Raw genomic sequence first — 18738 nt, 5'->3', positions numbered from 1 at the left:
CGCGCTCATGGTTGCGATCCTCCTTTAGCTGCGGCAACAGCGCTGGCAGGTGCTCGGCTGGCATTCGTGCGCAGCATGAGGATGGTGCCGAGCGTTGCCCCGGCCGAGAGCGCGGCGGAAAGTCCGAAGAGAGCGCCATAGCCGAGCATGTCGGCAAGCGCGCCCGAGCCCATCGAGCCCACGAGATAAACAACCAGCTGGCCACAGGCGAGAATGGTGAAATCGGTGCCAGGCTGCTCGGATGAGGTGACGCTCATGAACAGGCTGTAGAGCGCCACGATCTCCATGTAACGGATGAGCGTCTGCAAAGCCGATGCGCCATAGAGCGGCCACACCCCCACGAGCGTGCCCAGGGCATGCAGGGCAAAGATGAGGAAGCACACCGTCCTGAGGCTACCCAGGATGCCAAGCCCCGACCTCACGCCCCATCGCCTGACGAGGGCGGCCGCCAAGGCGGAGCCAACGAGCCCGGCCGTTGCGGCGGAGGCGCCGGAGAGATAGCCGATCACATCGAGCGGAATGCCGGCATCGACGAGATAGGAGCCCTCCATCGCCTTCACGAGGCCCTCACTCGCACGATAGAGAAGCGCGATCCATAGGATCTGCCGCGCCTCCGGCCGCTTCAGGAAAGCCTTGATCGACGGGCGCGAGATCCGGGCTGCAGAGGCTGCCGGTGTGGGATCGCTCTCGCGCATGGCGAAGGCAGCAGCCAGCGGCACGAGCGACAGGAGAGCGATGGCGGCGAGCATGATCTGCCAGCCGGCCTGATGATAGAGGACGAGCCCCAATGTGCCGCCAATGATGACGCCAAAAGCGATGGCGCCACCCTGGATGGCATTGCCGATCGGTCGGTCCGCAGCCTCGAGATGCTTGGCGGCATAGCCGTCAGTGGCAATATCCTGGGTTGAGAGGAGCAGGGAGGCGATAAAGCCGATCGCGAAGATCGCCCACACATTCCCCGGCGCAACAGCCATAAGGGAGAGGATGGCGGCGATGATACCGCATTGGGTGATGATCACCCATCCGGCGCGGTGGGCGCGCGCGAACGGCCGCACGCGGTCGACGAGAGGCGCCCACAGAAACTTCAGAACCAGCGGCAGCAGCAGGATCGAGAAGAACCCGATCGCCATGCGCGATACATTCTGCTCACGCAGGATCGGCGGGATGGCAGCGGCGAAGAGATAGGTCGGAATGCCCTGCGCGAGATAGAGACCGGCAAGCACGGCGAAGAGCTGGTAGCGCGAGAGATTGGCTGAGCGGGGCGTTGCTGTCCCATGGGTCATGACCTCTCCTCCGCCGGAACATGCGCGGCGAGAAAGGTTTGGGCAGCTTGGACATTGTCCGTCACCAGCACAGGGAAATTCCACAGCGAGGCGAAGGTCTGCTGCATCTGCGGATTGGCATCTCTGCGCACGATGGCGACCGCGCGGCACAGCGCGTTCATCCGCGCACGGGATGTTTTGAACCAGAGGTTCTGGGCCTTGCGCTGCTCATGAGCGAGGTCGAGGGACGTGCGGAACGCGACCAAAAGACCGAAGGGAGTGGCCTTTGCGGCGATCTCATCGAGCGCCGCCAGGTAAGAGCCTTGATCGTCATCGCTGCGGGGCGGGCTGACAGTCAGTGTCAGGACCATCCCGTCTTGGCGCAGGCAAACAGCCATGGCCGTGTCCTTAGAACGATGCCGTATAGGAAGCGAAAATGGTCCGTCCCAGGCCGGGAACTGGCGCACCGCGCGTCGCGGTCGCGGTCGGGTTGATGTAATAGCTATCGAAGAGGTTGCGGACGGCGATGCTCAGGTCGCCATTGGCGATTTCCTTCGAGATCTTGAGATTGACCAGCGCGGCATCGTCGATCTCCTCGCCCTCGATCCGATCGCGGCCCGAGAAATATTCAACCTCACCCCGCGCTCTGATTCCCTCGCCAAAGAAGGCCGTCATATAGGCGAGCCCCTTCCATGTCGAAGGGATACGGTTATTGGGGAGGTATTCGTCACCGCCGATCGACCCATCCCCATCCTCGTCATATTTGCCCTCGTGATAGCCAATGAGGCCGCCCACGGTGAACATGTCATTCACGTCATATTCGGCCAGCGCCTCAACGCCCCAGATGCGCTCCTTCTGCTGGGTGACGCGATTGGCGGCGATGTCGTAGCTGACCCCATTCTTGGAGGTGGACAGGAAGGCGCTGATGCTGCCGCTGAAGCGGCCCCAATCACCGCGCAGGCCCGCCTCATAGCTGTTCACCAGCTGCGGCTTGGGCGCGATATCCGCATAGCTGATCTGGAAGTCCGGCGTTCCCGAGCAGCCAAAGGCGGCGGCCAGCGAGCCGTAGGCGTCGCAAATTTCGGCCAGCGAATTGACACCGGCGCGACGGGTGAAGGCACCGATATCGGTGAGGCTGTAGCCTTGCGAGAAGTTCGCGAACAGCTGGAGGGCGGTCGTAAGATCGAAAACCGCGCCGGCATTGAAGGTGAAGGCGTTGTAGTCGAACGAGCCGCCATGCACATCGACCGCGGGATAAAGATTGGCAAGCGACGTCGCGGGGTAAACGGCCGCATCAGGCCGCCGGAAACTGTCGACGGACAGGAAGAACTGGTCAAAGCGCACGCCGCCCTGCACGCGGAAGCGTTCGGGCACGGGAACCTCTGCCTGCGCGAAGGCTGCCAGTGAATTCTGGCTCATGGGCGCGATGGCGTTATAACCATTGGTCAGCTTCTGCGCCGTCTCGTCATAGACGTAGTCGAGACCCCAGGTGAGCGTCGCGCCATCGCGAATGAAGCTGATGGGGGAATTGATCGTGAGATTAAGCCCGGCCCGATCCGCCTCGAGTGCGGACTGGTTGAAATCGGCCGTCGGGTTAAGCGGGTTACCCGAATAATAGACCATCGAGTTTACCGGCGAGAGCTTGGTGAAAGGCGATTGCTTGAAGATCTTGTTGTAAAAGCCCTTCACTTCCAAATGTCCCAACGCAAAGTTGCTGTCGGTATATTTGGCGGTAAGATATTTCGAATCTTCCTCCAGTGGCTCGCCCGTATAGGGATCGGAGAAATCGGGCGAGACCGGGTCTGCCAAGTAGTTGGTGAACCAGTCGGGCGTCTGCCGGGCATAGGTCCAGTCGACACTGGTCTCGAACCGCCTGCCATCGGTCCCATATCCCACCACGCCGAAGAGATTGCCGTTGCCCGTGCGATCACCGCCACCCTGGCCGAGCATCGCATCCGAGGCCATTTCGTTGCCGTGGCCGTCATAGGTGCGCCGGGTCAGGTTGCCTGAGCCGGCGAGGAAATAGTCGAAATTTTCCTTGCGCCCTTCGAGGGTGACGCTTCCCTCGGGGGCTGCGGAACGGCCGACCCGCGCGGTATAGGCGGTCACACCGGCGCGCACAGTGCCTCTCGGCGTCTCGCTATCGCCGCGCCGGGTGATGAAATTGATCGTACCGCCCGTGGCGCCAGCGCCATAGAGACTTGATGCGCCATTGACCACCTCGATCCGTTCGACGGTGTCGAGATCGATCATGGAGAGGATGCGGGAAACGTCACGCAAGGGTGTATTGCGCGGCACGCCGTCCACCATGATCAGGACGCTCCGGCCTCGGAAGGTTTCCGAAGCACCGGAGATGGTCTGGTTGCTGGGCGAGAAGCCGGGCACGAGCCGCGCGATGAGATCTGTGGCGCTGGTCGAGATCTTCATCGCCTCTTCAATCTCGGGCCGGTCGAGAACCTGCACGGACTGGGCGACGCTGGCGATCGAGCTTCGGTCTCGGCCGGCGGTGACGACGACCTGATCCAGCAAAGTTCCTGCGTCTTCGGCTGGTTCAGTCTGTTCCTGGGCCCAAGCCGTCAGCGGAAGGAAGGAGATCGAAAATAGGCAAAGCCAGAGCCGCCCGCGCATGCGCGCCCTCACAACGAGATTTTCAGATGGCGATTGGCTAGGTGGCTTAGTGCAGCAGCCTGGCTGGTCTTAGCCGTGGCTAAAAAACATGCCGGTCGCTGTCAAGCGCCAAGGGCCGGCATCTTGATCAAGTGCAGTAAAGCATGGGCTGCAGAAATGGGTCGGACTCGCCGGCATGCCAGGAAATCCTTGGGCTCAACGGCAGCAGGATCGAGTTTGGGCTGCACATTCGCATCGCGGAAATGATGCTCATCACCGGCGGAGGGCGCGATCCGGGGTGGGAAATCGCTCATCATATTGCAATGCAAGAATACTATTGATACAATTTAGTGCAATATGTATTGATTGAATCAATCAAACTGCTAAGGGTGGCTGTCCAATGTTGCAGCGCCTAGACCGTCTTGCCTCATGCGGTCACCGCCTGATGATGCTCTTGCTCCTATCGTTTGCTTTGGTTGCGTCACTCGCCGGCGAGCTCTCGGCGCAGGTTGTCGGCATCGAGCGCCGTGATACCACGCGGTTAGAAGGCGAGCCCTTCGCAATGGCCATCTTCTATCCTGCCAAAGGGCCTCTGAGCGTAACCGCGATCGGCCCCTACGACGTGGCCGCCACCCGGGGCGCACAACCGCTGCGCGGCCCCTTCCCTCTCGTGATGCTCTCGCATGGATCATCCGGCAGCATGCTGAGCCATCACGACCTCGCAACGGCTCTGGCAATGAACGGCTTCGTCGTCGCGGCCATTGAACATTCCGGAGACAATTACCGGGACAGGAGCGGCCTTGGAAAGGAAAGTACAGCTTACCGTCGTGCCCGTCAGGTCTCGGCAGCAATCGATCTGCTGCGCGACGGCGGCGAATTTCCGGTTGATCGCCAGCGAATTGGCATCGTCGGCTATTCGGCAGGCACGGTAACGGCATTGATGCTCGCCGGCGCCGAGCCGGATTTTGGCGCGCTGGTCGCCTATTGCGCCGATAGGGAGCGGGATACCGCACTCTGCCAGGGCGGCGGCCTGCTGCAGCGCGACCAACGCCATCGGGACGAACCAAAGGACGCGCGGATCAAGGCAGCCCTGCTGTTGGCGCCAATCGGCGTTGTTTTCTCAACAGCACCACTTCCGGTTTCCATTCCAACAGGCATCGTGGCCGCCGGTGCCGACCGCGAGCTACCAATCACCTCGAATGTCATGCCCTTGGCGCAAAGGCTTTCGAACCTCACGCTTCTCGAGGTCATTCCGCTCGCCGGACATAACGTGTTCCTCACCCCATGCACGGCTCGTATGCTTTGGAGCAACCCATCATTGTGCAAGGATCCGCCAATGGTGGATCGTCAGCGCGAGCACGCGTTGCTGAACGGCCTAGCGGTCTCGTTCTTTCGCTATGCGTTGGGATTTGGTCATCCGATTGGACCCGTGAAACAGTTGAATGGGCAGTGAAGCGATCCGTAGACACGACCGAGAATAAGAATTGAGGACGCAGCGATCAACGCAAGCCAACCGCAGAGACCCTTCGCCGCTTCGCGCTGGGGCGCAGAGGTCGCCTATCTTGGGGACCCTGCCGGGGTCTTGTGGCACGTCGCCTCGTTCACGCAGCAGGCCGCCGTCTCGAACAAGTCTTATGATGACTGCGATTTCCCGTGCGGACGGCCGAAATCTGCCAGCGGCGCGTCCTGGCCGGCATCGATGATGCTCCGCCGGATGGCGCGCGTCCGGGTGAACAGCTTGAACAGGCTGTCACCATCGCCCCAGCGGATCGCGCGTTGAAGCGCGGAGAGATCCTCCGAAAAGCGGCCCAGCATTTCGAGAACGGCTTCCCGGTTGTTGAGAAACACATCGCGCCACATCACCGGGTCCGATGCCGCAATGCGGGTGAAATCACGAAAGCCGCCGGCGGAGAATTTGATGACCTCTGACTGAGTGACCGTCCCCAGATCATCGGCAGTACCCACAATGTTATAGGCGATGAGATGGGGCACATGGCTGGTGATTGCGAGAACCAGGTCGTGGTGCTCGGGCGTCATCCGCTCAACGTCAGAGCCGCAGGCGCGCCAGAATGCCTCGAGGCGGTCGAGCGCCGCGTCATCGGTGTCGGGCAGCGGGGTCAAGATGCACCACCTGCGGTCAAACAGTTCCGCGAAGCCCGATTGAGGTCCGGATTCTTCCGTGCCAGCGATCGGGTGGCCCGGAATGAAATGCACCCCCTCCGGAACATGTGGCTTCACATCTCTGACCACGGCTCCTTTCACGGAACCCACATCGGTCAGGATGGCGCCCGGCTTGAGGCTTGGCCCGATTTCCGCCGCGAGCTGACCAAAGACCCCAACGGGCACACACAAGATGACGAGATCGGCACCTTCTGCCGCTTCCGCAGCCGTTGCACAGATCCGATCGACAAATCCGATCTCCAGGGCCTTCTCGCGCGTTGCTTCAGACCGCGCATAGCCGATGATCTCGCCGGCAAGCCCACCCCGCCGCATGGCATGCCCCAGAGATGAGCCGATCAGCCCGAGGCCGATGAGAGCAACCTTTTCGAAACGCGGTTCGGTCACGGTCTGCCGTCCAGAAAGTCCCCCAGCGCCGCCACGGTGGCGCGATTTGCCTCTTCACTGCCGACAGTCAACCGGAGCGCGTGGGGCAGGTGATAGTTCTCCATACGACGCAGCACGACACCGCGTCCGAGCAAATACGCATCCGCATCAGCCGCTCGCTTGCCAGGCTCGTCCGGGAAATGCACGAGGACGAAATTGGCCACGCTTGGTGTCACCTTGAGGCCCAAGGCGGTCAGCGCCTCGGTCAACCAGGGTCGCCATTGATCGTTATGGGCGACCGCTTTCTCGATATGTGCCTTATCCTCGAGCGCGGCAATGCCGGCCGCCTGGGCAGGTGTGCTCACATTGAAAGGACCACGAATCCGATTGAGGACACCAGCGATGGCCGGGGGACAATAGGCCCAGCCCAGGCGCAACGCAGCCAAGCCGTAAACTTTCGAGAAGGTCCGCGTCATCACCACATTGGGAGATGTTGCGACGAGCTCGAGCCCCGAGGAATAGTCGTTCTGCCTGACATATTCGGAATAGGCGGCATCGATGACGAGCAGGCAGTTGGAGGGCAAGCCCGCATGCAGCCGCTTTATCTCCTCGAAGGGCAGGTAGGTTCCTGTTGGATTGTTCGGATTTGCGACGAAGACCGCCTTTGTGCGCGGGGTGACGCGCTCCAAGATGTGGTCAACATCCGTCGTCAGATCCGTTTCCGGCGCCACGACCGGGATTGCACCAGCCCCGCGAATGGCGATCTCGTAGACGAGAAAACCGTGGCGGCTGAAAATGCCTTCATCACCCGGACCCAGATAGGCTTGAGCGATGAGATTGAGCACCTCGTCCGAGCCCGCCCCGCAAACAATGTGATCGGGGTTGAGCCCGTAATGGGTGGCGATCGCATGACGCAACCCAGAGGCAGCGCCATCTGGATAAAGATGCAGCTCGTCGGCACAGGCGCGATAAGTCTCAATCGCCTTTGGGCTGGGGCCAAGCGGCGTCTCGTTCGAGGAAAGCTTGTAGGTCTTGCTTCCACCAGTCGCCTTGCTTTTGCCCGGTACATAGGCCGCTATATCGAGGATCCCCGCTTGCGGACGCGGACCTCCATCCTGCACAGACATCATTTCACCCAAGATTTTCGTGCGCGAGAGCGCCTTCGCCATTCATCGCAAAGCCGCTCCGAATTGCTCGGAGCCTGCCATGGCCGCTTCAGCGAACGGGCGTCGCATAACGGCCCAGCACCTTTACGGCAATGACGCTTTTCGTCTCGCCTTTCAGTGCAGCCGACGCCTGATGCTCGTCAAGCCATCCATCAAGAACGCCAAGCCAAAGGGAGCCTCCCTGGCTTTCGGTCACCCTCTCCCGCCAGAACTCGCGCAAGAGGCCAGGATTGGCCCAGGGCTCGGCGTCCTCTCGCGCCGTGACGGCGACCAAAGTCTCGTCAAGTCCGGTTGGAACCGTCGGAACATAGCCCACCAGGAAGGCTTCGATGCCGGCGGGAGCACCGATCACGGGAATGCGCGCGACCACCGCCGGGGCGTCGGCTGCGCGGAGAAGCGGTTCGACCCAGCCCTTATGACGCGCGGGAACAACGGCGAGATCGCTCCGGCTTTCCATCACCGCAGCAATGGCCGCTTCCGTCGTCAGATGACCGGCAATGGGGGTCTGGGCGCCAAAATAGCCGCGCACCAAGTCATAAAAGGCCAGATCACCAAAGGTGGGCGCCGGGATATGCACAGTCATTTTCTGCTGGCGCTGGGTTGCACTTCCCATCAACTCGCGCCAGATCGAGACGAGCACCTCCGGCGGCAAGGGATCTCTGCGCAGAGCCAAGAGCCGGCGGATCACCTCGGCCTCGCGCGATGGCCGAAGGGGAGGCAAGCCAGATGCTGCAAGACCCTTAACCCGCCTGACCTCCTCAACCGCGATGAAGCGCTCGGTCAAGAGGCTTAGGATCTCCTCGTCAATCCGGTCTATCTCGCGACGAACCGCTTCCAGTGCCTGTGCATCGGATGCGGTGCTTACCGTCGCCTGCCCGTCCTGAAGCATTGTCGTCATACGTCACTATCCCTCGGCCGCGCCTTTGCACCCGTGCTGGCACTACAGAGATGGCTATCATGCCGTCTCACCACCCTTCCCCACCAAGCACCGGTCTATAACGATGGCGGAAGCCGGTCCAGCGCGATTCGCATGAAAGATCTCACCCGACCGCCGGCTACCCACGGGGGCGGGGGCGGGAACAGGGACGGGCTTGAGCTTCGGAACAAAGCGGCGGGCGCGCTTCGGCTTGCGGACAGCATAGACCTGCTTGACCGCCTCCACGATGATCACGCCGGAGAACGCTGGCCAAAGCCAGAGGCCCAGCCGCTCCCAAGCCGCCGCCGAGCGCACCAGGAAACCGCGCGCAATGGGCGGCACGAAGAGCGCATTGGCCCAACCGCTGGGCGAGAACATGGCATCCCGCAGGAGGTCGGTGAGCTGCGTGCGCGAGAAGGGACGACCGTGACCAAAGGGGGTCCGATCGGTGCGCGCCCACATGCCGCTTCGGTTGGGCACGATGAAAACGGCGCGCCCACCCGGACTGAGGACGCGCCAAATCTCACGAAGCGTCTCGGGCAGTTGCTCGGTGAGCTCAAGGCCGTGCACCACCAAGGCAAGATCAACGCAGCCATCGGGCAGCGGCATTTCCGCCTCATCCACCAAGGCGGTGGCGCTGACCCCGTTCACCGGCCAATGGGCAACCCCCTGCCGTGCGGGCATGAAGGCAATCACCCGGTCCGCCTCATCGCGCCAGACGTCGAGATAGGGCGTCGCGTAACCAACCCCCAGAACGATGCAGCCGCTCATGCCGCGAAGCCGCGCCCGGATGCGATGCGCAATCAACCGCCTGGCCGCGGCCCCCAGTGGGCTTGCATAGAACTCTTTGAGATCCACCACATCCATGGGCGTTTATTCCTGGCATCGGCCGACGAGAGCGGAATTGGAAGCCGAACGCCGTTCGAAGACAATTCTCATTAAGGAAAAGATCTGCACGCTGACATTGACACCCGTGCTCTCCCGAAGATATTCAGCATCACCTACCGACATGCCGAACCGTGCGGAGCGGGTGGCCAATTTCCAGATCTTGAACAGAAGCGGGCTCGAAACACAGCGAATCGTTGTTGGACCTGCGCGACCCGGATAAGATGCCCAGATCGGACTTGAAAGAAAGGAGGAGAGCATCCTCAATAAACCAAAATAAGAAACGCGAGATCCTGGCGAAAGAGTCGCAACCATTTCGCGGTCGCCCTTCGTTATTGCTTTTGTGACTTTAGGAGTCATCTATGGCACCGATTGAGATATACCAGGTCCCGTGCTTGGAGGACAATTACTGCGCGCTGGTCCACGACCCGCACAGCAAGGTGACCGCCGCTATAGATGCCCCGGATGCAAAGACGATCTCTGCTGCGCTCCGCGAGCGGAACTGGACCTTGACCCACCTGTTCTGCACCCATCATCACGTGGACCATACCGGCGGCATTCTGCACCTGAAGCGACAATTTGGCTGTATGGTTTACGGGCCAAAGCGCGAGGCGACCAAAATCCCCGAACTGGATGTCGAAGTCAGCGAGGGTGACCGGATCGACTTCGGCGGCCATCTGGTCGAGATTATCGAAACACCGGGACATACCATCGGACATATCGCCTATCACTTCCCCGGAGATAAGGTGGTCTTCGTTGCCGACACACTTTTCCCGCTCGGATGCGGACGCGTGTTCGAGGGCACAATGGAGCAGATGTGGTGGTCCCTGTCCAAGCTGATGGCGCTACCGGGTGATACCGTGATCTATTGCGGCCATGAATATACCGCCGCCAATGCGCGTTTCGCGCTGACGGTCGAGCCGGAAAACCAAGCCTTGCAGGACCGCGCCCAGGAGATCGCCCGCAAGCGCGAGCGGGGCGAGCCGACGGTTCCAACCACCGTGACACTGGAGCTCGAAACCAATCCCTTCGTGAGGCCGAATAGTCCGGCGATCCGCGCGCGCCTCGGCCTGGTAGGCCATTCGGAGGCGGAAGTTTTCGCCGAGCTGCGCCGGCGTAAAGACAGCTTCTGATGACAAGCCCGATGACGGCGGACGAGATCATCGCGCTGCTCGAGTTGAAGCCGCATCCAGAGGGCGGGCATTTTCGCGAGACCTGGCGCGCACCTGCCGCCGGTGGCGAGCGGCCGAGCGGGACGGCCATCTATTTTCTGCTGAAGGCCGGGGAGATCAGCGCCTGGCATCGGGTCGATGCGACCGAGATCTGGCATTATCATGCCGGCGCGCCCTTGCGTCTGCGCATACGCGATGCGGGCGCCGAACACCAGCATCTTATCGGCGCGGATTTGGCAGCAGGCGAAGTTCCTCAAGCGATCGTGCCTCCCTTTGCCTGGCAATCCGCCCGATCGCTCGGGGACTGGACGCTGGTGAGCTGCACGGTTTCGCCGGGCTTCCTGTTTGAAGGCTTTGAACTCGCACCGAATGGATGGTCCCCGTCATCTGGAAAATAATGTAGGCGTTGACCCTCGTCCGGATTATTGATGGACGCGAACGGGGGTTCATGATGCTTGCTGACATAGCGCCAGTTGCTTCTGACGATATTCTTCCCGAGCGCACCGATGTGGTGGTGATTGGTGGCGGGATCATCGGCACCTCGCTCGCACTGTTTCTCGCCGAACGCAATGTCTCGGTCGTGCTGTGTGAAAAGGGGCGGATCGCCGGGGAACAATCGAGCCGGAACTGGGGCTGGTGCCGGCAGATGGGCCGCGATCCCCGCGAGATCCCACTCATCATCGAATCGCTTGCCCTGTGGCGTCAGATGAATGACCGCCTGGGGGAGGAAGCCGGCTTTCGCACCACTGGCATTCTCTATCTCGCGACAACCGAGGAAGATGTGGCGAGGCATGAGCAATGGCTGCAGCATGCGCGATCGTATCAGCTCGATTCGCAGCTCATCGGAACGGAACGGGTCGCTGAACTGCTGCCTCAGTCGGTCAAGCGCTGGAAGGGAGCGCTCTATACGCCGAGCGATGGCAAGGCCGAACCCTTCATTGCCGCACCGGCCATTGCCCGCGGGGCGCGGCGCGCCGGCGCCAAGATCTTCACCAATTGCGCTGTGCGCGGGATCGAGCGTCAAGCCGGCCACATCTCCGGTGTCGTCACGGAAAAGGGCCGTATCGCCTGTTCTCAGGTGGTGCTCGCCGGTGGCGCCTGGTCGAGCCTTTTCTGCGGATCGCTCGATGTGCGGCTGCCGCAGCTGAAGATTCTTTCCTCCGTCTTGCGGACGACGCCGATTGAGGGACCAGCGCCCTCTGCCTGGGGACCGGGCTTTGCCTATCGCAAGCGCGCGGATGGCGGCTATACGGTGGCGCATGGCGGTCTCATCTCGCCTGAGCTCGTCCCGGACAGCTTTGCCTTCTTCTCGGATTTCCTGCCGACCTTACAGCTTGAATGGAAGTCGATCAGGCCGAGGCTGAGCGGCCGGTTTTTCGAGGAATGGAACACGCCGAGACGCTGGGCGCTCGATCAGATCAGCCCATTCGAGAAGACGCGCATCTTCGATCCAAGGCCGAGATCGGGCGAGCTGAATGCCGCTTTGGCCAATCTCCGCCAAGTTTTCCCTCTGTTCCAGGATGCGAGGGTGACCGACAGCTGGGCAGGTTATATTGACGTTATGCCCGATGCGGTCCCGGTCATTTCGGGCGTCGACAGCATTCCGGGATTCTTCGTGGCAACGGGCTTTTCCGGCCATGGGTTTGGCATCGGGCCAGGTGCCGGCCGGCTGATGGCCGATCTGGTTACGGGATCAACCCCGATCGTTGATCCCTCACCTTTCCGTTTTTCGCGCTTCAACGACGGATCGAAGATCTCGCTCTACGGCCGGCACTGAAGAATTGGCCCGCAATCACATGTGAATGGCGCGACCCTCAACGGCGAGGGCTGCTTCCTTGACCGCTTCTGCCAGGGTTGGATGCGCATGGCAGGTGCGGGCCAGGTCTTCAGATGACCCACCGAACTCCATCAGCACGGCCACCTCGTGAATGAGCTCTCCGGCATTCGTTCCGATAATGTGGCAGCCGAGCACCCGGTCGGTTTTGGCATCAGCCAGAAACTTCACGAAGCCTTCGGTGGTCTTATTGGCCTTCGCACGGCCATTGGCTGTGAAGGGGAACTTGCCCGTCTTATAGGCGATCCCGGCCTGCTTCAGCTCTTCTTCCGTCTTGCCGATGCTGGCAACCTCAGGAGAGGTGTAGATGACATTGGGGATGACGTCATAGTTCACGTGCCCGGCCTTGCCCGCGATGATCTCGGCAACGGCAACGCCCTCATCCTCACCCTTATGGGCCAGCATGGGTCCGCGGATCACATCGCCAATGGCGTAGATGCCTGGGATATTCGTCTGGAAGTGATCATCAACCTCAACGCGGCCACGGTCATCCCGGCGCACACCGGCCTCGTCAAGGCCAAGCCCGTCCGTAAAGGGCACACGGCCCACGGCCACGAGCACCACGTCGGCATCCAGGGTCTTGGCTTCGCCACCCTGCGCCGGCTCGACCGTGACCTTGAGGCCGCCCTTCTGCTTTTCGACTTTGGTGACCTTGGTGGACAGCAGGAATTCCATGCCCTGCTTCTTCAGAATGCGCTGAAAGTTCTTGGAGATCTCGCCATCCATACCCGGGGTGATCCGGTCGAGGAACTCAACCACCGTCACCTGTGCACCGAGCCTGCGCCAGACCGAACCAAGCTCGAGGCCGATGACGCCGGCCCCGATAACCACCAGCTTGCCAGGCACCTTGGCGAGCTTCAGTGCACCGGTTGAGGACACGATTGTCTTTTCGTCGATCTCAATGCCGGGAAGCCGGGTCACGTCGGAGCCGGTGGCAATAACGATGGCCCGGGTCTCGATGGCCTGCTTGCCACCCTCGCCGCTCACCTCGACCTTGCCTGGACCGGCAATGCGGCCAACTCCGCGGAATGCGGTCACCTTGTTCTTCTTCAGAAGGAACTCGACGCCCTTCACATTGCCCTCGACCCCCTCATCCTTGAAGGCCATGAAGCGCGGCAGATTGAGCTTCGGCGCGCCGATCTCGATGCCGAGCTCGGCGAAATGGTGGGCTGCCTTTTCGAATTCCTCGCTGGCATGGAGCAGCGCTTTGGAGGGGATACAGCCAATATTCAGGCAGGTGCCGCCGAAGGTGCCGTTCTTCTCCACAACGGCCACCTTCAAACCAAGCTGGGCGGCGCGTATTGCGCAGACATAGCCTCCAGGGCCCGTACCAATCACCACCAGGTCGAAGCTATCGGCCATCTCTTACCTTCTTTCTCTGTCGGAACTTTCGTAGAGCGCTTTCTCTTCTCGTTGACAAGCGAAACCGCCCTAACTCTCTGTGCGGTCGCATTTTCTTCACGCGAACTGGGTCCCCACTTCGCTCGAAAATGCTCTAGGAATCCATAAGGGGTCCGCCCAGCGACCAGACATGGCCGAAGGGGTCGCGAATGCGGCCATAGCGGGCACCCCATTCGGCATCCGACATCGGCATGAGCGGCTCGGCACCAGCATCGACGGCACGCTTGAAGGTGCTGTCGGCCTCCTCTGCGGTGGGATAATTCAGGTGAAGCGCGACGGACGTGCCCCCGAGGGTTGAGGGTGAGGGCGTCGCACCGGCACCGAACTCGGGGAATTCATCGCAGAGATAGACGAGGGCTCCATTGATTCGCAGCGACGCATGGAGCACGCGATTACCATCCTCCGCGGTGACCTTTCCCGTGACCATCGCCCCGAATGCCTTCTGATAGAACTCCAGCGCCTGATTGCCGCCCTTTACGGACAGATGCGGCGACAGCGATCGACCATGCGCTTCGGCTTCAGATGGCATCCGGTACTCCTCAGGTCATTTCGGAGCGAATGATCTTTCGCGAGGACCGTCGGCCAATGTCGCGCAGGAAGACCTAAAGATCAAGCAGCAGCCGCTGCGGCGCCTCGAGCGAATCTTTCACCCGGACGAGGAAGGTCACGGCCTCCTTCCCGTCAACGATGCGATGATCATAGGAGAGGGCAAGATACATCATCGGCCGGATCTCGATCTTGCCATCGATCACCACCGGGCGCTGCTGGATCTTGTGCATGCCCAGGATGCCCGATTGAGGAGCATTCAGGATGGGCGTGGACATGAGCGAGCCGTAGATGCCGCCATTGGAGATGGTGAAAGTGCCGCCCTGCATCTCTTCGATCGAGAGCTGGCCGTCGCGGGCGCGCTTGCCGAAATCGTTGATGGCCTTCTCGATATCGGCAAGGCTGAGCTCGTCGGCATCGCGCACCACCGGCACCACCAGGCCCTTATCCGTGCCGACGGCAACACCGATGTGGTAATAATTCTTATAGACGATGTCGTCGCCGTCGATCTCGGCATTCACCGCCGGGATCTCGCGCAAGGCATGCACGACGGCTTTGACGAAGAAGCTCATGAAGCCGAGCTTTACGCCGTGCTTCTTCTCGAAGAGGTCCTTGTACTCGCCGCGCAAAGCCATGACTTCCGTCATGTCCACCTCGTTGAAGGTGGTGAGCATGGCGGCGGTGTTCTGCGCTTCCTTGAGGCGCCGGGCAATGGTTTGGCGCAGCCGCGTCATCCGCACCCGTTCCTCGCGGGGCTCTGGCGCGCGAGCAGGTGCACGAACAGCCGGCGCTTCTTGGGCCGGCGCCTTGGCGGTCGCCGGTCTGCCACCCTGTTCGATATAGCTGAGAACATCGCCTTTGAGCAGGCGGCCGTCCTTGCCCGTTCCCTTGACTGCCGCCGGATCGAGCTCGTTTTCGGTCACCAGACGTCGCACGGCGGGCGACAGTTCTGCCACTGCAGAGGCCTGAGCCTTGCCGCGTTCCATCACAGGCTCGGGGCCGATGATCGGCTTAGGATTGCTGGACTTCTCCTCCGGCCGTTCCGCAACGGCAGGGGCAGCCTTCTCCTTGGAGCTGGGTGCGGCTTTGGCAACCGGGGCGCCCGCCTCAGAGATCGCGCCAAGCACGGCGCCCACATTTACCGTATCGCCGTCCTTAACGCGGATGTCGGCGAGCACACCGCTGCTCGGGGCGGGCACTTCGATGGTCACCTTATCCGTCTCGAGCTCGACGAGAGGCTCATCGGCCGTAACGGTATCGCCTTCCTTCTTGAACCACTGGGAAATGGTGGCTTCGGTGACGGACTCACCCAGGCTCGGCACACGAATTTCAGTCGGCATATCTGATCTTCCCAAAGTGACCTGGAGCTTTAGCCCAGCAGCCAAGGCCCGTCTATTATTGACGTGAGGTTATCTCGGTACCAAGCGCTTCGTTGAGGAAGTTCTCGAGTTCCTTCAAGTGCTTCGACAGCAGACCCGTGGCGGTCGCCGCCGCCGCCGGACGGCCAGCATAGCGCGGCCGCTTGTGTGCTGCGTCTACATATTGCAACACCCATTCAAGATTGGGCTGGACGAAGGTCCAGGCGCCCATATTGTATGGCTCTTCCTGACACCACACCATCTCGGCCTGTGGGAAGCGGCCCAGCTCCGTCACCAACGCCTTGGCCGGGAACGGGTAGAGCTGCTCCAGGCGCATCAGGTAGATGTCGTTGATGCCGCGCCTCTCGCGCTCTTCGTAAAGATCATAATAGACCTTGCCGCTGCACAGCACGACCCGGCGGATCTTCTTGTCCTCGACCAGCTTGATGCCCTGATCGGGCAGCAGCTCGGCATCATCATAGAGGATGCGGTGGAAGCTGCTGTCGGGGCCCATCTCCTCGAGCCGCGAGACGACGCGCTTGTGCCTGAGCAGCGATTTCGGCGTCATCACGATGAGCGGCTTGCGGAAATCGCGATGCAGTTGGCGCCTCAGGATATGGAAATAGTTGGCAGGCGTGGTGCAGTTCGCAACCTGCATATTATCCTCCGCGCACAGCTGGAGATAGCGCTCGAGCCGGGCGGAGGAGTGCTCCGGACCCTGGCCCTCATAGCCATGTGGCAACAGCATCACCAAGCCAGACATGCGCAGCCATTTGCGCTCGCCGGAAGATATGAACTGGTCGACGACCACCTGCGCGCCATTGGCGAAATCGCCAAACTGCGCTTCCCAGAGCACCAATGCCTTAGGCTCGGCGAGACTATAGCCATATTCGAAGCCCAGCACCGCTTCCTCTGAGAGGGCCGTGTTTACAATCTCCGCCTGCGCCTGGTCGGGCGAGAGATTGTTGAGCGGCGTGTAGCTCTCCTCGGTTTCCTGATCAACCAGCACCGCATGGCGCTGCGAGAAGGTGCCGCGCTGGCTGTCTTGCCCCGACAGGCGCACAGGATAGCCTTCGATGAGGAGGCTGCCATAGGCAAGCTGCTCGGCCATGGCCCAGTCGATACCGGCGCCATCCTCGATCATCTGACGCCGCTGCGCAAAGATGCGCTTGATGGTGCGATGCGCGTTGAAACCTTCAGGAATCTCGGTGAGCTTGCGGCCTATATCCCGCAGCGTCTCGACGGGAACGCCGGTCACGCCCTTGCGCGGACCCTCATCCTTCGGCTGGGTGAGACCCGCCCAGCGGCCATCCAACCAATCGGCCTTGTTGGGCTTATAGGTGTCTGAACTCTCGAATTCCTCATCAAGCTTGCGACGATAGGCGCTGCGCATCTCGTCGACTTCATCGGAGGTCAGCACGCCCTGCTCGATCAGGCGCTTGGCATAGAGCTCCGACACCGCACCGTGCTTTGCGATGCGCTTATACATCAGCGGCTGGGTGAAGGAGGGCTCATCCGCCTCGTTATGGCCATGGCGGCGGTAGCAGAACATGTCCACCACCACGGGCTTATGGAAGCGCTGGCGAAACTCCACCGCAATCTTGGCGGCATAGACGACCGCCTCCGGATCATCCCCGTTCACGTGGAAGATCGGCGCTTCGATCATCTTCGCGACATCAGAAGGATAGGGCGAAGAGCGCGCATGCAGCGGGTTGGTGGTGAAGCCGATTTGGTTGTTCACGATGAAATGCACCGAGCCCCCAGCACGATGGCCGCGCACGCCGGAAAGGGCAAAGCATTCGGCGACGACGCCCTGGCCGGCAAAGGCCGCATCACCGTGGATCAGCAGAGGCAGCACGCTGGTGCGCTCGCGATCGCCGAGCTGGTCCTGCTTGGCTCGCGCCTTGCCCAGCACCACGGGGTCCACGATTTCCAGATGCGAGGGATTGGGACTGAGAGAGAGATGGACCTTGTTGCCATCGAATTCCCGGTCTGATGACGAGCCGAGATGGTACTTCACATCGCCCGAGCCCTCGACATCCTCGGGGTTTGCCGAGCCGCCCTTGAACTCGTTGAAAATCGCGCGGAACGGCTTGCCCAGAACATTGGCAAGCGCATTCAACCGGCCGCGATGGGCCATGCCCAGCACGATTTCCCGAACGCCCAGCGAGCCGCCGCGCTTGATGATCTGCTCGAGCGCGGGAACCATGGCCTCGCCGCCATCAAGCCCGAAGCGCTTGGTCCCGGTATATTTCAGGTTGAGGAAGCTCTCGAAGCCCTCTGCTTCGATGAGCTTGTTGAGGATCGCGCGCTGACCCTCCGGGGTGAAGGAGATCTCCTTATCGGGTCCCTCGATGCGCTCCTGGATCCAGGCCTTCTGCTCGGGATCCGAGATATGCATGAACTCGACGCCGAAGGTCGAGCAATAGGTGCGCTTGAGAATATCGAGGATTTCACGCAGCGTGGCACTCTCGAGGCCAAGCACGTAGTCGATGAAGATGGGCCGGTCGAGATCCTCTTCGCTGAACCCGTAAGTGGCCGGATCCAGCTCAGGATGATTTTCCTTCGCCCTTTGTTGCAGCGGATCGAGATCCGCGGCGAGATGGCCCCGGATCCGATAAGCGCGGATCATCATCAGCGCACGAATGGAATCGAGCGTGGCGCGGCGGAGATCATCCACCGGCATCGTCTCGCCCCTGGCCCGGGAGGCAAGCTCGATTCTGTTGGCGACCGCCTTTTCAGAGGGCTGCCAGTCATAATCGAGCGCGCTGACCAGCTCGCCATTGATTACCGGAGGCCAGTCCGACCTGCTCCAGGACGCACCCCGAGCCTGTGCTGCGGTGCCCTGCTCGCCATCGTCGAGATCAGCGAAGAAGGATTGCCACTCGGGGTCGACGGAGCGCGGATCGGTCTTATAGCGCGCATAGAGTTGCTCTATGAATTCGGCATTGCCACCATAGAGAAACGATGTCCGCCGGAGCCTGTCGTTCTGTTCAACCTTAGCCATTACTGCTCCAACCCACGGTTATCGCCCGCGGACCGTCCGG

General features: G+C 61.3%; 15 protein-coding genes. 4 read left to right on the top strand and 11 right to left on the bottom strand.

What is annotated here, in order from left to right; translation table 11 throughout:
• Nucleotides 1-5 precede the first annotated feature (5 nt).
• From RCF49_RS13570 to RCF49_RS13560, 3 genes are read right to left on the bottom strand one after another with little or no spacing between them, the layout of a single operon-like run.
• A complete protein-coding gene (locus tag RCF49_RS13570; RefSeq protein ID WP_342640418.1) occupies nucleotides 6-1283 on the bottom strand; it encodes an MFS transporter in 1278 nt (425 codons plus the stop codon).
• Nucleotides 1280-1660, bottom strand: a complete 381-nt coding sequence (locus RCF49_RS13565) for a hypothetical protein (RefSeq protein WP_342640417.1) — start codon at nucleotides 1658-1660, stop codon at nucleotides 1280-1282. The genes RCF49_RS13570 and RCF49_RS13565 overlap by 4 nt, the downstream gene beginning before the upstream one ends.
• A 10-nt stretch (nucleotides 1661-1670) precedes the next feature.
• Complete coding sequence (locus RCF49_RS13560; RefSeq protein ID WP_342640416.1) at nucleotides 1671-3890, bottom strand: TonB-dependent receptor; 2220 nt, start codon at nucleotides 3888-3890, stop codon at nucleotides 1671-1673.
• Between the two features lie 379 nt (nucleotides 3891-4269).
• Between RCF49_RS13560 and RCF49_RS13555 the strand changes: the two genes are divergently transcribed.
• Nucleotides 4270-5322, top strand: a complete 1053-nt coding sequence (locus RCF49_RS13555; protein ID WP_342640415.1) for an alpha/beta hydrolase family protein — start codon at nucleotides 4270-4272, stop codon at nucleotides 5320-5322.
• 179 nt (nucleotides 5323-5501) lie between these two features.
• Here the strand turns inward: RCF49_RS13555 and RCF49_RS13550 are convergent, their stop codons facing one another.
• The 4 genes from RCF49_RS13550 to RCF49_RS13535 all read right to left on the bottom strand — a co-directional run bounded on the left by RCF49_RS13550 (nucleotide 5502) and on the right by RCF49_RS13535 (nucleotide 9362).
• Nucleotides 5502-6434, bottom strand: a complete 933-nt coding sequence (locus RCF49_RS13550; RefSeq protein WP_342640414.1) for a prephenate/arogenate dehydrogenase family protein — start codon at nucleotides 6432-6434, stop codon at nucleotides 5502-5504.
• Complete coding sequence (gene hisC / locus RCF49_RS13545; protein ID WP_342644198.1) at nucleotides 6431-7540, bottom strand: histidinol-phosphate transaminase; 1110 nt, start codon at nucleotides 7538-7540, stop codon at nucleotides 6431-6433. Before hisC ends, RCF49_RS13550 begins: the two co-directional genes overlap by 4 nt.
• An 88-nt stretch (nucleotides 7541-7628) precedes the next feature.
• Nucleotides 7629-8477, bottom strand: coding sequence for a chorismate mutase (locus tag RCF49_RS13540; RefSeq protein WP_342640413.1), 849 nt, complete (start codon nucleotides 8475-8477; stop codon nucleotides 7629-7631).
• Nucleotides 8478-8534: 57 nt separating this feature from the next.
• Entirely contained in the window at nucleotides 8535-9362 is an 828-nt protein-coding gene (locus tag RCF49_RS13535; protein WP_342640412.1) for a class I SAM-dependent methyltransferase, read from the bottom strand.
• A 380-nt stretch (nucleotides 9363-9742) separates the two neighbouring features.
• Between RCF49_RS13535 and gloB the strand changes: the two genes are divergently transcribed.
• The 3 genes from gloB to RCF49_RS13520 are packed head-to-tail and all read left to right on the top strand — an operon-like array spanning nucleotide 9743 to nucleotide 12329.
• On the top strand, nucleotides 9743-10513 hold the full coding sequence (gene gloB / locus RCF49_RS13530) for a hydroxyacylglutathione hydrolase (protein ID WP_342640411.1): 771 nt from the start codon (nucleotides 9743-9745) through the stop codon (nucleotides 10511-10513).
• Nucleotides 10513-10950 (top strand): cupin domain-containing protein, encoded by a 438-nt coding sequence (locus RCF49_RS13525; protein WP_342640410.1) that lies wholly within the window; start codon nucleotides 10513-10515, stop codon nucleotides 10948-10950. Before gloB ends, RCF49_RS13525 begins: the two co-directional genes overlap by 1 nt.
• Nucleotides 10951-11000: 50 nt before the next feature.
• Nucleotides 11001-12329, top strand: a complete 1329-nt coding sequence (locus RCF49_RS13520) for an NAD(P)/FAD-dependent oxidoreductase (protein WP_342640409.1) — start codon at nucleotides 11001-11003, stop codon at nucleotides 12327-12329.
• Nucleotides 12330-12344: 15 nt separating this feature from the next.
• Here RCF49_RS13520 and lpdA read toward each other — a convergent pair whose 3' ends face one another.
• The 4 genes from lpdA to RCF49_RS13500 form a co-directional block, all read right to left on the bottom strand.
• Nucleotides 12345-13748: a dihydrolipoyl dehydrogenase gene (gene lpdA, locus RCF49_RS13515; protein WP_342640408.1), complete on the bottom strand. Its 1404-nt coding sequence runs from the start codon at nucleotides 13746-13748 to the stop codon at nucleotides 12345-12347.
• A gap of 133 nt (nucleotides 13749-13881) precedes the next feature.
• Nucleotides 13882-14316, bottom strand: coding sequence for a VOC family protein (locus tag RCF49_RS13510; protein ID WP_342640407.1), 435 nt, complete (start codon nucleotides 14314-14316; stop codon nucleotides 13882-13884).
• 73 nt (nucleotides 14317-14389) lie between these two features.
• Nucleotides 14390-15673, bottom strand: coding sequence for a 2-oxoglutarate dehydrogenase complex dihydrolipoyllysine-residue succinyltransferase (odhB, locus tag RCF49_RS13505; protein WP_342640406.1), 1284 nt, complete (start codon nucleotides 15671-15673; stop codon nucleotides 14390-14392).
• Between the two features lie 55 nt (nucleotides 15674-15728).
• A complete protein-coding gene (locus tag RCF49_RS13500) occupies nucleotides 15729-18698 on the bottom strand; it encodes a 2-oxoglutarate dehydrogenase E1 component (RefSeq protein WP_342640405.1) in 2970 nt (989 codons plus the stop codon).
• Between the last annotated feature and the right edge of the window lie 40 nt (nucleotides 18699-18738).

Origin of the sequence: Rhodoligotrophos sp. CJ14, assembly GCF_038811545.1 — a bacterium.
Taxonomy (GTDB): Bacteria; Pseudomonadota; Alphaproteobacteria; order Rhizobiales; family Im1; genus Rhodoligotrophos; species Rhodoligotrophos ferricapiens.
This window is presented reverse-complemented; position numbering and strand designations above follow the sequence as displayed.

Excerpts from the sequence above, each read along its gene's own strand:
- RCF49_RS13535 (WP_342640412.1), bottom strand. The coding sequence starts at position 9,362 with ATGGATGTGGTGGATCTCAAAGAGTTCTATGCAAGCCCACTGGGGGCC.
- RCF49_RS13565 (WP_342640417.1), bottom strand. The coding sequence starts at position 1,660 with ATGGCTGTTTGCCTGCGCCAAGACGGGATGGTCCTGACACTGACTGTC.
- RCF49_RS13540 (WP_342640413.1), bottom strand. The coding sequence starts at position 8,477 with ATGACGACAATGCTTCAGGACGGGCAGGCGACGGTAAGCACCGCATCC.
- gloB (WP_342640411.1), top strand. The coding sequence starts at position 9,743 with ATGGCACCGATTGAGATATACCAGGTCCCGTGCTTGGAGGACAATTAC.
- lpdA (WP_342640408.1), bottom strand. The coding sequence starts at position 13,748 with ATGGCCGATAGCTTCGACCTGGTGGTGATTGGTACGGGCCCTGGAGGC.
- RCF49_RS13560 (WP_342640416.1), bottom strand. The coding sequence starts at position 3,890 with ATGCGCGGGCGGCTCTGGCTTTGCCTATTTTCGATCTCCTTCCTTCCG.
- RCF49_RS13520 (WP_342640409.1), top strand. The coding sequence starts at position 11,001 with ATGATGCTTGCTGACATAGCGCCAGTTGCTTCTGACGATATTCTTCCC.
- RCF49_RS13525 (WP_342640410.1), top strand. The coding sequence starts at position 10,513 with ATGACAAGCCCGATGACGGCGGACGAGATCATCGCGCTGCTCGAGTTG.
- RCF49_RS13570 (WP_342640418.1), bottom strand. The coding sequence starts at position 1,283 with ATGACCCATGGGACAGCAACGCCCCGCTCAGCCAATCTCTCGCGCTAC.
- hisC (WP_342644198.1), bottom strand. The coding sequence starts at position 7,540 with ATGTCTGTGCAGGATGGAGGTCCGCGTCCGCAAGCGGGGATCCTCGAT.
- RCF49_RS13555 (WP_342640415.1), top strand. The coding sequence starts at position 4,270 with ATGTTGCAGCGCCTAGACCGTCTTGCCTCATGCGGTCACCGCCTGATG.
- odhB (WP_342640406.1), bottom strand. The coding sequence starts at position 15,673 with ATGCCGACTGAAATTCGTGTGCCGAGCCTGGGTGAGTCCGTCACCGAA.
- RCF49_RS13500 (WP_342640405.1), bottom strand. The coding sequence starts at position 18,698 with ATGGCTAAGGTTGAACAGAACGACAGGCTCCGGCGGACATCGTTTCTC.
- RCF49_RS13510 (WP_342640407.1), bottom strand. The coding sequence starts at position 14,316 with ATGCCATCTGAAGCCGAAGCGCATGGTCGATCGCTGTCGCCGCATCTG.